Origin of the sequence: Noviherbaspirillum malthae (assembly GCF_015352985.1) — a bacterium.
GTDB classification, from domain to species: domain Bacteria; phylum Pseudomonadota; class Gammaproteobacteria; order Burkholderiales; family Burkholderiaceae_D; genus Noviherbaspirillum; species Noviherbaspirillum malthae.
The window spans coordinates 15,412-27,801 of sequence record NZ_JACYXF010000076.1 but is presented as its reverse complement, the minus strand read 5'-3'; the positions used below and the strand labels follow the sequence as shown (position 1 = coordinate 27,801).

Here is a 12,390-nt window from a genome sequence, read left to right as displayed (position 1 = left end):
GCACATGAATTTCCATCCACTCTTCCTTATGTAACACTCGGATCTCGCGCAAAAAGATCCAACTTTACGAAAAAGTGGCTCAGATTTACTTCGCGCGTAGTGGCTCAGTATTACTCCGCGCGTAACAGCACCCCATGCAGCCATCGGAGTGAGACCTCGATTTCAAAAGAACAGGCTGTATCCACCTGAGCAGGCGGGAGGAATCAATACCAGCACCATACTTCCCGTGCATGGTCTTACGGCGGTAACCATGCCGTGACTGCGCTAGTCTTCCCAAACAATGGTCCTGCGCGTCGCTTTGCGCGTCACCACAGGTACTAGGCTTGGCTCTAACCGATTCACCAGGCGTTTGGCTGGAGTCGGTGGCGCTATATGCTGTGCTTTCGCTGCCGGCATGATGCTGGCCACCATGTGCTTATAGATGAGTTGTGTACCTGTTCCCTGGCGCAGTAACACGGCATGCTGATCGAACGACTCGATCATGCCCATCTGCTTCATCCCGTTGACCAGATACACTATGACCGTCGCACGCTGCTTGCGCAAGTCATTCAGATAAGTCGCCTGCAGCGCATCGTTGTTAGTGCGTGCCATCGTCTTTCATTCCTTCGTGTACTGCCTTGCTCCGTCCTGCTCTAGATATCGTACCTTGCCAGCATGGCGTCGGCCGTCAGCGGTAGTGCAAAGTAAGGGGCTTCAATGGTAATGCTGCCACCGTCCTTCTTCTTTCGCCTATTGGGCTGTGGGCTGGTCATGGCGAGCAGCTGCTGGCGCAGCAGCTTGGCCAGCGAGATACGCTTTTGCGAGCGTTTCAAGCCGATCCGGCTACGGTACTGAAAACCGTCTTCGAATACGATCTGGATCTGGCATTGGCCTTCGCCCTTTTCCGGGGCATCTGCCGCCCAGCGTTCCAGCACCGCATTGGCCAGCACCAATGTACTGACACGAGCTTGCATGACGACGCCATCAATGCGTTCGATCAGAATGCGCGCGATATCGATTTTGTCACAAGATTCAATGACCAATTGCTATCCTTTTGGCGCGCCGTTGCGCCTCGTCCGATAAAAAAGATCAAACCACTCCACCTTACCAACCAGACCTGTGCCGGCAGTGGTACAAAGAAAAAAGCCCGCAGTCCTTGCGGAAGTTGCGGGCGAATCCAATTCAAGAAGAGTTGGAGGAGACAAGGACATAGTACCGGTGTACAACACTGCTGTCTTCTTTCGATTGCGAATGACAGACATTCGGGAAACGCATAACAAGCTTGAATGAAAAAGCCCACAGTACATGTGCTGTGGGCTTTTAGGTGTCTCCTGCCGTCCTCTTTGGGATTGGATTTTTTACTGCATGGTGATTCTGCACCAAGCCGATGCAAAAGTCATATGGCAGCGCAATATGTCCCGCCGGGTTTGAGTCCTAACGGCGTATGCTTCAAGATTCCGCGGCGGCCGGTTATGCGATGCCGTGAGACTCATGGAGTTACCCAGTGATGGCACTCCACGTCGTCTTACCAGTAACACTGCTGCAGCCTCTCGATCAGCGAGTTGTATGGTTGCAGCCGGCCGCCTTCCCTGTGACACTGTGACATATCGTTTAACCGCTTTAATACCCCGGGACTTTGATGGTCTCGTAAAGAGTTCTTGCGGTTGGACAAAGACTGGCTAAGCTGAAGATCGCGGCTCACCGACAAGAACGTAAAAGGGAGACAACCATGTCCGTTCATTTGGAAAAGTGCAGCAATCCGCTGTGTCACCGACTCTACGCCCTTGAACACTTCAGTCGCTGCTTCGCCTCGCATAGGATGTCCGCCGGTGTGATCACCTGTCCGCATTGTGGTGCAACGGTACCAGCCAATCCTGCCTTGGTCTATTCCGCACGCCCATTGCCGGCCGCCCTCGAGCATTGGCCAGAGGAGGACTTCCCTCCTCGGTCCGAGTACAAAGGCCACCCTGTCATCGCAATGCGGTGACAGCGGCTTTGATGAACCGCGATGATCCTGCAGTAATCAATCACTGCCCGGTCAGACCAATTGTCGATTATGCGGCCGGACGCGGCCGACGGAATTGCTTCTTCTTCGGATAACCGTTGCTCTGCCCTTTTCCATTGCCCTGCTTGCGTGGCCAGCCGGCCGCCGCGGCGTTCATCGTGCCGGGATTATTGAGCCATGCATTCAGTTGTTCGCGTATCTGCCCAATCCCGCCGGTAATACGGACATACCTGTTTCCGAAGGTCTTCCTAAGGAACTCATCGGCCGGTGCCGGTACATCCTCGCGCAAGCCGATCATCCGCTGACAATTGCGCAATGACGGTGCGGTTCGCAGGTCTTCAAGTGCGACCACATTCAATTCCAGTTGCGGATAGAGCTGCTGTAAATCCTCGAAGTCACGTGTTCCTGTTGCGATCAGCGCGATCACCGGCTTGAAGCTGCTATTGGCAGAGGGCGGCAGTTTGGGATCGAACAGCGGTTGCACATCGTCGGCAAAATGGTCATCGTCCGAAGCGTCATTCGCTTGTATCGTTGACTCGGCAACAGCACCACGTATCCCATGGATTGGAGATCCCGCAGCTGCCTGGAACAACGAGGCCAGGCCCTGTGTACCGCCCTTCTCCATCATCGTCTTGACCAAGGCGTTGGCAAACTCCTGGCACACCATCGCAACGAACGGACGGGCCAGCTCAATCAGATCCTCGCCTGCACTTTGTGGCAGCGCTTGACGTGATGGTCGACGCGAGGTTGCGTGTGCAAACTTTGCTTTCTCATCAAAAGGAATTGGTGCGCGAAGCAGCACAGCTGGCCGCGCCCTTTCTTCCATCGACACCTCCTCGTCGCTCACTGTCACGGCTGCAGGCGCCCGTTGTCCTGGTGACGGTGTGGTACTGACGGCTTCGATCTCCTGTGGCGGTACCTCGACAGGCGTTCCCGCTACCGGCTCGGAATTGATCGTTATGGGACCGTTGGAAGCCTCTGTCGTCGACTGACCAACCAATGCTTTCTCAGACGGAGCAGCTCCGCTATTAACAGCTGGTGTCGGTACGGTGAACAAGTCATGCTGGGGAACGGGTTCCAGCGTTTGCAAAATGCCCCGTAAGCGCTGTCGAATGGCTTGAAATCCTTGTGAGATCGAGATCAGCTTGCGATGCCGGCTGTCCGGCAACACATTCTGTGCGTGAAACACGTCTTTCGCTTTGACCTCCTCCAGCTCGGGTGAGTGCAGGAGAGTGGGGCCTTTGTCTTCAAGGACTCGCGTGGCGATCGCTTGCCACTCTTCTTCAGTCCATTTAATGACGTTGGAAGCCACTACAGGTTCAGGTTTACGAGGCATAACTTTTCAATCGAAATAGGAGTCTTGACGGGGCACGATCGCCCTGTTGGATTAATAGTCGCACTTGGCCTTGCCCGGACCAGGCAGCAGTTCTCTGTGAGAGGCAGAAAAGCCTAGCTTAAGTTCCTGGAAATCGTCTTCGCATGAATGCTTACTGCATTTCAGGGCTGCATGGATTTCACTTGCGTGCCGTGCAAAAAGCCACCGACGCCACATGCCGGCTAAGGGAAGTGAATAGCGAAAGAATAGCACGAACCTTCACAAAAGCAATGTCGCGTACTATCCTGTAAGAGAAAGGAGCTGCGGCGATCTCAAATAATGCGTCCAGCAACAAGCCGCTCCAGCGCATGCCCAACGATCAACCCAACATCCTGGTCGCCGAAGTTCCGCGCGTCATCCCTGTTGTGCAAGAGGCTTGGGCTGACCACTTCCGGCTTACCATTTGCAGCACCATGCCGGAAGCCGAACGACTGCTTGCGACGCGGTTCGATGTCATCGTCTGCGGAACGCATTTTGCTGAAAGCAAGATGTTCGAATTGCTGCGCCATGCCAAGGCCTCCATCGAGTCGCAGCAAACGCCATTTCTGTGTGTGCGGGTACTGGAAGGCGAACTCGACGACCCTGCTTTTCAGCGCATCAGCATGGCGGCCAAGGCGCTGGGAGCCGCTGGCTTCATCGACCTCAACCGCTGGCGCCGGGAAGACGGCTTCGATGCGGCACGCATTAAGCTGCGCAATCTGGTGTCGTCACTGGCGCAGGCCAACAAGTCATACTGTTCGTTACAACACGACCACGCCGGACACGCCCGGCAATTCAGCGATCAATCAGAGCGATAACCTCGCGTGCTTGCAGCAGCAGATCGTCTCGCACAGGATCTGGCTTGTCGCCAGTTGCCAGCTTGATGTATCCGGTCAGGTCCCGAATGAGTTTCAGCACCGCGGTACGATCATCTGCCAGGTCATTTCCATGGAGCGCCCCCACTTGGGCGACCAGTTCGAGAACCGATGCCGGATCGACTGCTTCGCAGTAAGCGGCATGCCAATCCGCGTGTTGGCGTGCCTCTTCGAGCGCTTTCTGGCAGGCTGATTTGATTGTGTCGAGTGGCTGCATCTTGATACAAAAATCCACAAAGTCGTTATTTTTCAGTGTACTATCCGGCCGTAGCACATAAAAATCCAAGGCTAGAGACGGCGAGAAGACACCCAGTAAGCCCGCTTGGTTGATGTCCGAGCGGGCTTATTCATTTGCAATATCACCATGGTTTATCTCTCTTATAAGAACAATAAAGAGGACAACTATGGTGCATCGCAGTATAGTAACACCTGTCTCCTCCAACTCTCCTTGAATTGGATTGAACCCGCAAGCTTCGGCCTGCGGGTTATTTTTTCGCCGATAGACAACGTAATCTCTCCCTTAACAGTTGCCTCCAGCTTAGTTCGTTACGACACCCACTATCGGACAGGGAAAATACTAAGACCTTCTTTTCCGACAGTGAGATGCATGGCACTGCTGCTCACTCGTTGACTTCGGAAGAAAGACGCATATTCTGCTTATTGAGATTAATCATTTTGCAAGTTGAACAAAGCGTATTAAATACCAGTCCATCAGGGGCTTAATAACACCCTCTCCTCATTCCTCTCAAGGAGCGTCACATGGCGAATATTGGATCGGCTGCACAAGCTGTCAAACTTGAATTGCTGCATGCTCGCGAAGGCATGGCGTATTACACCAAGCTCGTCGAGAACCTGGAAGGGGTTCTGGAAACCTTGACTACTCTCGACAGCCCTTCTACGAGCGGACGAGCCAAATCGCGTACTGCGAGAACCGCAAAGGCCAGTGGCAAAGCCACCAGCAAGGCGAAAGCGACGACGACCAAAAGTACTCGGCAATCCAAATTGCCGGCCACGGGCAAGGAGTTTTGGCCGACATTGTTGACCGACACGCCGCAACCCGCTTCCGAGATATTCAAGGCTGCAATCAATGCCCTCGGTATCAAACCGAGCGCAGAAGAACGCAAGAAGCTCGCCCAACGTATGTCGAACGCGTTAAGCGTAATGTCAAAGAACGGCGATATCAACGCCGAAGGCAAACACCGTGAACGCCTCTATTCGAAAAAAGCGGTCGTTCATTAAAGGCAGCTTGCGTTGCGTTGAATGGCATCATCTTCAGCACCGGATCGACGCCAAAGACGATGGCGGGTTAGTGTTGTAAGCTGGCTTGAGCCATTGCATGAGGCCGAACTATCGGGCTTTATAGAATCGTTGGCATAATTACGCATGGATGGAGAGCATGCGACCGGGTGGCCTGGAAATCATACTTTGCTCATGGACAGCCATCGTTACTGATTCCGGCCGTTGTTAAAAGCATTACGCTGCACCGTGTGACGATCGACGCACTCTTGCCGGGTGAGGGACAGAGGTGGCGGGCGATACGCGGCGAGTATCGCCGAAGCACCTCAGTGCGCGGACGCAGCACTTTCCGGAGTTGGATGGCTAACAGCTACGCTCCTGCGGCTAACACACCACAAGTTGGGCGATCGCAAAAGGCGAATACGGATTTGCTTTGACATTTCTCTGCGGCAACGCGAAAGTAGTTGTTCTTCGCACTGCGACACCGCTAGAGAATGAACCGCTTCAGCCCTTCCCGACGTCCTATTTTTGGGCTCAAAGACCACGCCGCCAAACGACGCAGCAGGTGGTATATGACAGGTAGCGCTTTACTGGCCTACATTGCCTTCCTCTCATCGTTTTGACCATAGTTTAGTCGGCATAGGGGGTCGTTCTCACCATGCAGCAAAGCGCATTGTTCTACGCGGGGCGGAGGATCTCGCTTCCTCCGTTGAACAATGCGCTTTCTGGTATTCGTACGCCACCCTACGGGAGAAGCAATGCATGACGAGCAGATCCAGCTACTGAAACAAATTACGATGGCTTTTTACCTGCCGAATCACCTTCGCGGGTTAGCCTGGAATTTGCAAAAGAGATTCGATCAGACCAGGTACGAATGGCTGATAAGAGAGGTCACAAGCTTCGAGACAGGGCAGTCATGTTGAAGCAGACACATCAGCCATCTTGAATGGATTCCTAAGCACAAGTCCTATTTTGACAGCCAAGGTATTGTATGGACGTCCAAACAAGCAACGCGCTATCACTACTCAGAAATGAGGAGCCGTGTATTGTGATGACAAAAGAAGGCAGGAAGCGAAGTGCTGCTTGGCTTCGCCCTCTCCACAAGTTTTGGTACAAAGACGAACCTCAGGGACTAGCCGACTCGTCTGAAATCGAAGAGTGGTGGCCAACGGCATTCATGCGCTAGCCAGGCATGTGCTCAGAAAAAGCGTCGCGTATCGCCCATCAGGTCGCGCAGTTCACGAATAGTCAGACCCGACATCTCGTGCATGTTGAGCAGCATTTCCGCCGATATGTCGGCATGCTTGTTCCGTATCTTCGAAATATTGCTCTTCGTGACTCCTAATGCAGCTGCTAACCCTACATCATTCTGGCTCGGAACGAAGCTTATTAACCTGTCCAGCAATGGGTTCGGGTCATAGGATTCTAGCTTCAACACACGATTGGGACGGGCCATACGTAAAAGTAACGTGTCTATTAAACAGATTCCTTTCCGTTCGTGACGCTATCACGGATGGAAATCAAGAATGACAGCCATTCACTTTCCTTGACGTACAGTATGCCGTCAACATTGATGGTATGACCATTCGGTACGCTTGCAAAGATAGGGGAATCATCGGGAACAGGACGACAAAACTCTATACCACCTGAATACACGGCTTGCTCCAATATGTTTCTTATTGGCACTAATTTTCGCATACCTTTGGCTCGGGTGCTGATCGTTCCATCAGCGTGGTGTATAGAATAGGCGACAGGATGAACTTTTATCAGTGCTCGTCATGCAGCCTATTGTGGCCGTTGAATACCGCTCTAACGTGGATGACAGACAACCGTCCGTAAGCGGACGAATTTATCAAAGAACTGTGTCGCCCCCTTGTAGAATGCCAGCTTCATCCTGAGCTTCAATCTCTCATGGCAGTTCTCAAAAATTTAATTGGTCAACGATTTGGACGGCTTGTTGTGGTGTCGCGAGCACCAAACGAACTTCGGAAAAACGCGAAATGGAACTGCCTTTGTGACTGCGGAAGTACGACTGTGGTGGCTGTTAGCAGCTTGATAAGTGGACGAACGCAGTCTTGCAAATGCAAAAGAGTCGACTTCGCGAAAAAGGCGTTCACCGACCATGGGAAATCAGAATCCCTTGAATTCGACGTTTGGCAGGGAATGAAACAGCGCTGCTATAACCCGAATAATTCGAGGTACGCAATTTGCGGTGGTCTTGGCATAAGGGTATGCGAGCGCTGGCTTGAATCATTCCCCAATTTTCTGGCAGACATGGGAGAACGTCCAAGCCCAGATCATCGCTTTGGGCGCATCGACATCAACAAGGACTACTCCCCGGAAAACTGCCGCTGGGTTACCTCAAAAGAGCATGCATTCAATCGCCGCAGCACTGTGATAGTGGAAATGAACGGCGAATCCCACCCTATCACGGAATGGATTCGCCGCTTGGGGCTGAACACATCCACGGTCTATAAACGACTCGGTCGCGGCCTAAGTTTAGTCGAAGCACTTCAGCCACCGAAACCGCGAAGAAACTCCGCTCAGGCTAAAAGCCGCTCACCTTCTTGAATCAGAGCGTCGAGGATTTGCGCCGCACGACCAGAGGCGAGCAGACCTTACCTCTGCAGCATTTCTACGCCGGCGCGGGTGTCCGAGTAGTACGAGGTCGACGCGTGACGGCCGGCGACATACAAGAAGCGCTAAGGCGGCGATTCCTCAGAAGAGGCGGCGATCATCACCCATGAGGGTGCGCATGTGTCGAATACTCAGCCCGGAAATATCATGCATTCTAAGCAGAACCTCTGCTGAAATTGGCTTATGCTTATTGCGAATCTTCGACATTGCACCTTGGGTAATACCTAATGCCTTGGCCAACGCATTGTCACTCTTGACTGATATAGCCGCGCTGATTGCATCGAGCAAGGGCACAGGATTGTATGACTCCAACTCGAATAGCGGACTTGGAAGCTTCATGGAATTGGGAGCTAATTTGTGGCAAGGATATTATGTCTCAATCCCAAGAATAAGGCAGTATTTGCGTTGCGGGGCATCGCCAAAGCAATTTGGTGCGGCTGGGTCCTTCTTGAGCGTCCCGACATGTACAAAGGTAAGAGGTTGCTATTTTGGCTTCCTGTGGCCGGCTAAGGCCGTAGCACAGTGCCGGCGCTACCAGTGAGCGAACGCAACACAGAGGATAGCTAGCTGCACAATGAGCTTCCCAGCGTTAGACTCGATATTGACATCTTGTAAAAGGCAACGGCATACATCGAAAAACGGTAAGCTTACTTTTCGTGCATCGAAAGCAAATCTATCCCAAAGCGGAAGTCGCATTTTACTGCTGGGCCACTCCCATTACTGCCAGATTGTCAAACGCACCACTCCACACCGCTAACGATTGATGCACTCTGACATCGGCGATTTCACACACTGTCTCACACAAGAACAGTTGTCTTTAGGTCCAAGCGCCCTCGTCCGGCCAATCGCCTACGTTGTCTGGCAAGCGCCGAGTGATATACGTCATTGCAGTATCCGCTTCAACCCGCGTGCCACACTGTGGGCACACAAAAAAACCGATATCACCGCCGTCACCCGCCGATGCACAGGATCGCTCCATTAGGAAGACATAACCACACTGCTTGACGACACACTTTTCCAGAGGTACAGACATGGGATCTCCAGGATTCGCAAATCCAAAGACGTGAGAATAATCTCTTTATGAGGAAGTGCAATGAGTGTCTCGCACGTCAAAACGCAGTCTCATGTTTTGCCTAGGTTCCTGGCCAAAAATGCAATTTAAATTGATAGCTTGATAATGGCCGGTACGTTACCCAAGTGATTCAACCAAGGGTTCCGTAGCTTGGCGAAGTCGACCAGTTTTGTGAAACGGTAGTTGGAGCCGGCTTCCCCACCTTTCCGTTATTGTGATGGTCAATGACCGCTTTACAGACCTTGTGGGCAGCCAGACCGACTACGGTTTCCGCGACGAGTCACATCCTGCCGACAGCCTGATTGGGTGGGCAGTTGGTGCCAATCCAGTTAATCGTCTCATGTTGTTACAGTTGCAGGCTTTCTCTTCGATGAGGTCGGCCATATGCCACAGCGGCAGGTCGATCAGCTGTTCGCATCTGCTTGTCGACTTGGTCGTCGCCAAATCATCTCAATTGCAGTCAATTACAGCCTGATTTTTAGTTGGCTCCATGGCAGCAAACTTGTTATCAACCGGACGAAGACGCTTTGCGATCACCTGTCCAGCACGGGAGATGAAGGCTGCCATACCAAGACGGTAAGTACAATACCGGGTTATTCTATCGCTACCCGGCTGGACGGCTGCGAATGCCTGCTCTGGCACGATCTGCATGCCGAATGACTTCGCAAGGACCGACGATCTCGTATTGAGTACTCGTGTCTGGACGTTGACAAAATCGAGGCCCGGAGCCTCCATGAATAGGGCTTGAACGGCCATCGCTGAAAGAAGTTTGGCGATTCCCCTGCCTTCGACTTGATTCAATAACGCATATGCGAGATTGCACCCTTGCGTGCCATCGCCTGTAAGGATGTGTCTGCTCCAGGCTGCAGCAACGACCTGACCATGCAACGCTGCCGTGAAACAAAATGGAGCACTTGCCGCACAGTGCCAACCCGTCTTGTTCACGGCGTTGTGGCCTGGACCGATGACATCGGCAAAGCGCTTGGTGTTTGCCCATACAAGCTCTTGCGCTCGCTGAGGAAATAGGCGGCGCCCCTCGAGAAAAATTTGAAACTCAGCAAAATAACCTATCAGCACGGGTGCCGGATCGTTCGCATTCCAACTAATACGCATGCAGCTAAAAACTTGAATATAAGGGTGTCATATGGTGTCAACCGCTCGAACGAAAGCTGTGGTTTCAGAAAAGCGGTCATCACTGGCGATTGCAGTCTACGGGAGCCGGGCGCTGGCTACTTCCCGCCTAGCTTACTAGGAGGCTTAAAGTGAGGGAGCAGTCAACGTGTGGTGCGTGCTGCCGAATTATATTTGTGGTGGGTCGGCGCTCTCTTCCTTCAGGTGCTCTTGCAGAGCAGCCCGTACGGCTGCGATTCGGTCCTTGCACACCTGGTAGGCTTTTGCACTTTCTTCGACAATCGGCACCAAGCTGTCGATATCCAGATCGTCCTGACGCCGCAGCTTTTCCGCATTGGCTTGCAGTATTTTGTAGGCGGCGTTAAAGCCGTTGATGTCACTCATGTAGATTCCTTTTTCACGCGTATTGTTCCGTCGCGGAACTGTATGTTCATCGTTTCCTGTTGTTGAGCCGCATGGCTGCTCGATATTGGCATGCCTGTCCTGTCCTTAACTACGGCGAATCCACGTTTGAGCGTCGGATCAATGCCATGCGCCAGAATCGTGGCCATCACATCTCTGGTCTGTTCCTGTGCATCGTCGAGTGCCTTACGTGCAAAATGCCGTATATCGGCCATGTCACGTTCCAAATGATGTGTTGCCGTGCCCAGCATCCGGTGCGCGGTCGCTGCGACGCCGAGCCACTGATCTTGCAGGTGCTCGTCAATGCCGTCGATACTGCGTCGCGTCGCCAGCGTAATACTGTTGAATGCACCCATGACGTCACGCTCGACGCGCTCTACTGTGCTTTGTGCGCGGTCGTTGACGCTTATCGACAAGTGCTCAGCCTTGGCAGCTATTATGTCGACCTGGGCGCCGGCTGCCGTGAGCGCCATGTCATGCAGTCTGTCTGCCTGTTTGACCGCGAGATCCAACAAGGCGGTACCCTGCCGGCTAACCAACTCCTGCTGTCTGATCGTTGCGGTTTCAGCCTGTGCAAGGCGCCGATCGGTCAGTGTGCTGATCTCGGCTCTCTTTTGCAGCGCCCTGCTTTCTGCCAATGCCAGGCGTGCCTGTGCCGCATGGACGATCGCCTGCCAGTCTTCCAGTCCTCTGAGTGCGCGCGTGGCGATCTGCTGTCGAATATGGGCAATCACTTTCGATGGTGTGCCAAATGAACGGTGCGCATACTCGTCAAGGATGGTTGTGTCCCGCTCATGCCCGATGCCTACCAATACCGGGCAGGGAAACTTGCAAACCATGCCGGCAAGGACATACTCATTGAGCCAATGCAGGTCAGCCAGTGCACCGCCGCCGCGGATCAGTACCAATGCACAAAAGGTGGAATGCTGGTGTACGCTCAGTGCGGCCATGAACGCATCCTTGAGCGACTCCTTGGCCCGTTCGCCCTGGAAGACGGCGTCGAAGTAGGTAAAGCGGCATAGGCCAGCTGCATCCAGCCGGTCAGCTTCCGCCTGGAAGTCTCCTTTGCCTGCCGCATCCGGCGGGCTGATCACGGCCACGTGGGCGAAATCGGCGGGCGTTGCCAGTTGCTTGTTGCGCTGTGCCAGTCCTTCGGACTTCAATCGTTCACGAATGCGTTTGAGACGTGCCTCCATATCTCCCAGCGTATAGTTGGGATCGATATCGACGATGTCTAGCGAAAATCCGTATTCTGGCTTGAAGACCGGCTTCGCATAGACCAGCAGCTTGATGCCTGAAGCCAGCTCGATGCCGGTCTGGCCAGTGAACTTGCGAACGATTCCCGGAACTCGGCTTGCCCAGATTTGCGCACGGGCTTTTGCCTTTTCCTTGCCATCCTGATCCCTGTCGACCGCAGCGATGTACAGGTGCCCGCTGTGCATCTGCAGCTGGCTGATCTCGATCCGCACCCAGACCGGATCCTCGAATGCAGTTTTGATGGCGCCGGCGACTCGGCCTAGCAGATCGCTCAGTGAAACGCCGCGGCCCTGCAATATTGATATGGCGAGGCGCTCCCGACTCGAAGGCAGCCACGCAGAGAACGGTGCTAGTGCCAGTGTCACCGGCACATGTAAATTGATACAGGATCGGCAGGTGAGAATTGATACACCTCGACATAGGGATAATTGTCGCTTTTTGA

At 53.4% G+C, this 12,390-nt stretch carries 11 protein-coding genes and 1 pseudogene; 3 read left to right on the top strand and 9 right to left on the bottom strand.

The features are described from left to right. Positions 1-387: 387 nt before the first annotated feature. The 3 genes and pseudogenes from hfq to IGW03_RS32775 all read right to left on the bottom strand — a co-directional run. Positions 388-591: pseudogene (gene hfq / locus IGW03_RS38445) on the bottom strand (RNA chaperone Hfq); the annotation flags it as partial. 41 nt (positions 592-632) lie between these two features. Then, on the bottom strand, positions 633-1,022 hold the full coding sequence (locus IGW03_RS32780) for a hypothetical protein (RefSeq protein WP_194726654.1): 390 nt from the start codon (positions 1,020-1,022) through the stop codon (positions 633-635). 1,011 nt (positions 1,023-2,033) lie between these two features. Beyond that, positions 2,034-3,320: a hypothetical protein gene (locus IGW03_RS32775; RefSeq protein WP_194726653.1), complete on the bottom strand. Its 1,287-nt coding sequence runs from the start codon at positions 3,318-3,320 to the stop codon at positions 2,034-2,036. 347 nt (positions 3,321-3,667) lie between these two features. Between IGW03_RS32775 and IGW03_RS32770 the strand changes: the two genes are divergently transcribed. Further along, entirely contained in the window at positions 3,668-4,156 is a 489-nt protein-coding gene (locus tag IGW03_RS32770; protein ID WP_194726652.1) for a hypothetical protein, read from the top strand. On the opposite strand, the gene IGW03_RS32765 is transcribed toward IGW03_RS32770, so the two are convergent. Then, positions 4,134-4,499 (bottom strand): hypothetical protein, encoded by a 366-nt coding sequence (locus IGW03_RS32765; protein WP_194726651.1) that lies wholly within the window; start codon positions 4,497-4,499, stop codon positions 4,134-4,136. The two genes, IGW03_RS32770 and IGW03_RS32765, sit on opposite strands and share 23 nt — an antisense overlap. Before the next feature lie 473 nt (positions 4,500-4,972). Between IGW03_RS32765 and IGW03_RS32760 the strand changes: the two genes are divergently transcribed. Then, positions 4,973-5,452 (top strand): hypothetical protein, encoded by a 480-nt coding sequence (locus tag IGW03_RS32760; protein ID WP_194726650.1) that lies wholly within the window; start codon positions 4,973-4,975, stop codon positions 5,450-5,452. Between the two features lie 1,195 nt (positions 5,453-6,647). Here the strand turns inward: IGW03_RS32760 and IGW03_RS32755 are convergent. Next, positions 6,648-6,905: a helix-turn-helix domain-containing protein gene (locus IGW03_RS32755; RefSeq protein ID WP_194726649.1), complete on the bottom strand. Its 258-nt coding sequence runs from the start codon at positions 6,903-6,905 to the stop codon at positions 6,648-6,650. 455 nt (positions 6,906-7,360) lie between these two features. Between IGW03_RS32755 and IGW03_RS32750 the strand changes: the two genes are divergently transcribed. Next, on the top strand, positions 7,361-8,020 hold the full coding sequence (locus IGW03_RS32750; RefSeq protein WP_194726648.1) for a hypothetical protein: 660 nt from the start codon (positions 7,361-7,363) through the stop codon (positions 8,018-8,020). Between the two features lie 147 nt (positions 8,021-8,167). Here the strand turns inward: IGW03_RS32750 and IGW03_RS32745 are convergent, their stop codons facing one another. The 4 genes from IGW03_RS32745 to IGW03_RS32730 all read right to left on the bottom strand — a co-directional run bounded on the left by IGW03_RS32745 (position 8,168) and on the right by IGW03_RS32730 (position 12,313). Next, positions 8,168-8,380, bottom strand: coding sequence for a helix-turn-helix domain-containing protein (locus IGW03_RS32745; protein ID WP_194726647.1), 213 nt, complete (start codon positions 8,378-8,380; stop codon positions 8,168-8,170). 1,228 nt (positions 8,381-9,608) lie between these two features. Further along, positions 9,609-10,271 carry a GNAT family N-acetyltransferase gene (locus IGW03_RS32740; protein ID WP_194726646.1) on the bottom strand — a complete coding sequence of 221 codons (663 nt, stop codon included), beginning with the start codon at positions 10,269-10,271 and terminating at the stop codon, positions 9,609-9,611. A 186-nt stretch (positions 10,272-10,457) separates the two neighbouring features. Beyond that, positions 10,458-10,673: an exodeoxyribonuclease VII small subunit gene (xseB, locus tag IGW03_RS32735; RefSeq protein WP_194726645.1), complete on the bottom strand. Its 216-nt coding sequence runs from the start codon at positions 10,671-10,673 to the stop codon at positions 10,458-10,460. Next, entirely contained in the window at positions 10,670-12,313 is a 1,644-nt protein-coding gene (locus IGW03_RS32730) for an exodeoxyribonuclease VII large subunit (protein ID WP_194726644.1), read from the bottom strand. Before IGW03_RS32730 ends, xseB begins: the two co-directional genes overlap by 4 nt. Positions 12,314-12,390 lie beyond the last annotated feature (77 nt).

Excerpts from the sequence above, each read along its gene's own strand:
- IGW03_RS32775 (WP_194726653.1), bottom strand. The coding sequence starts at position 3,320 with ATGCCTCGTAAACCTGAACCTGTAGTGGCTTCCAACGTCATTAAATGG.
- IGW03_RS32770 (WP_194726652.1), top strand. The coding sequence starts at position 3,668 with ATGCCCAACGATCAACCCAACATCCTGGTCGCCGAAGTTCCGCGCGTC.
- IGW03_RS32760 (WP_194726650.1), top strand. The coding sequence starts at position 4,973 with ATGGCGAATATTGGATCGGCTGCACAAGCTGTCAAACTTGAATTGCTG.
- IGW03_RS32755 (WP_194726649.1), bottom strand. The coding sequence starts at position 6,905 with ATGGCCCGTCCCAATCGTGTGTTGAAGCTAGAATCCTATGACCCGAAC.
- IGW03_RS32750 (WP_194726648.1), top strand. The coding sequence starts at position 7,361 with ATGGCAGTTCTCAAAAATTTAATTGGTCAACGATTTGGACGGCTTGTT.
- IGW03_RS32740 (WP_194726646.1), bottom strand. The coding sequence starts at position 10,271 with ATGCGTATTAGTTGGAATGCGAACGATCCGGCACCCGTGCTGATAGGT.
- xseB (WP_194726645.1), bottom strand. The coding sequence starts at position 10,673 with ATGAGTGACATCAACGGCTTTAACGCCGCCTACAAAATACTGCAAGCC.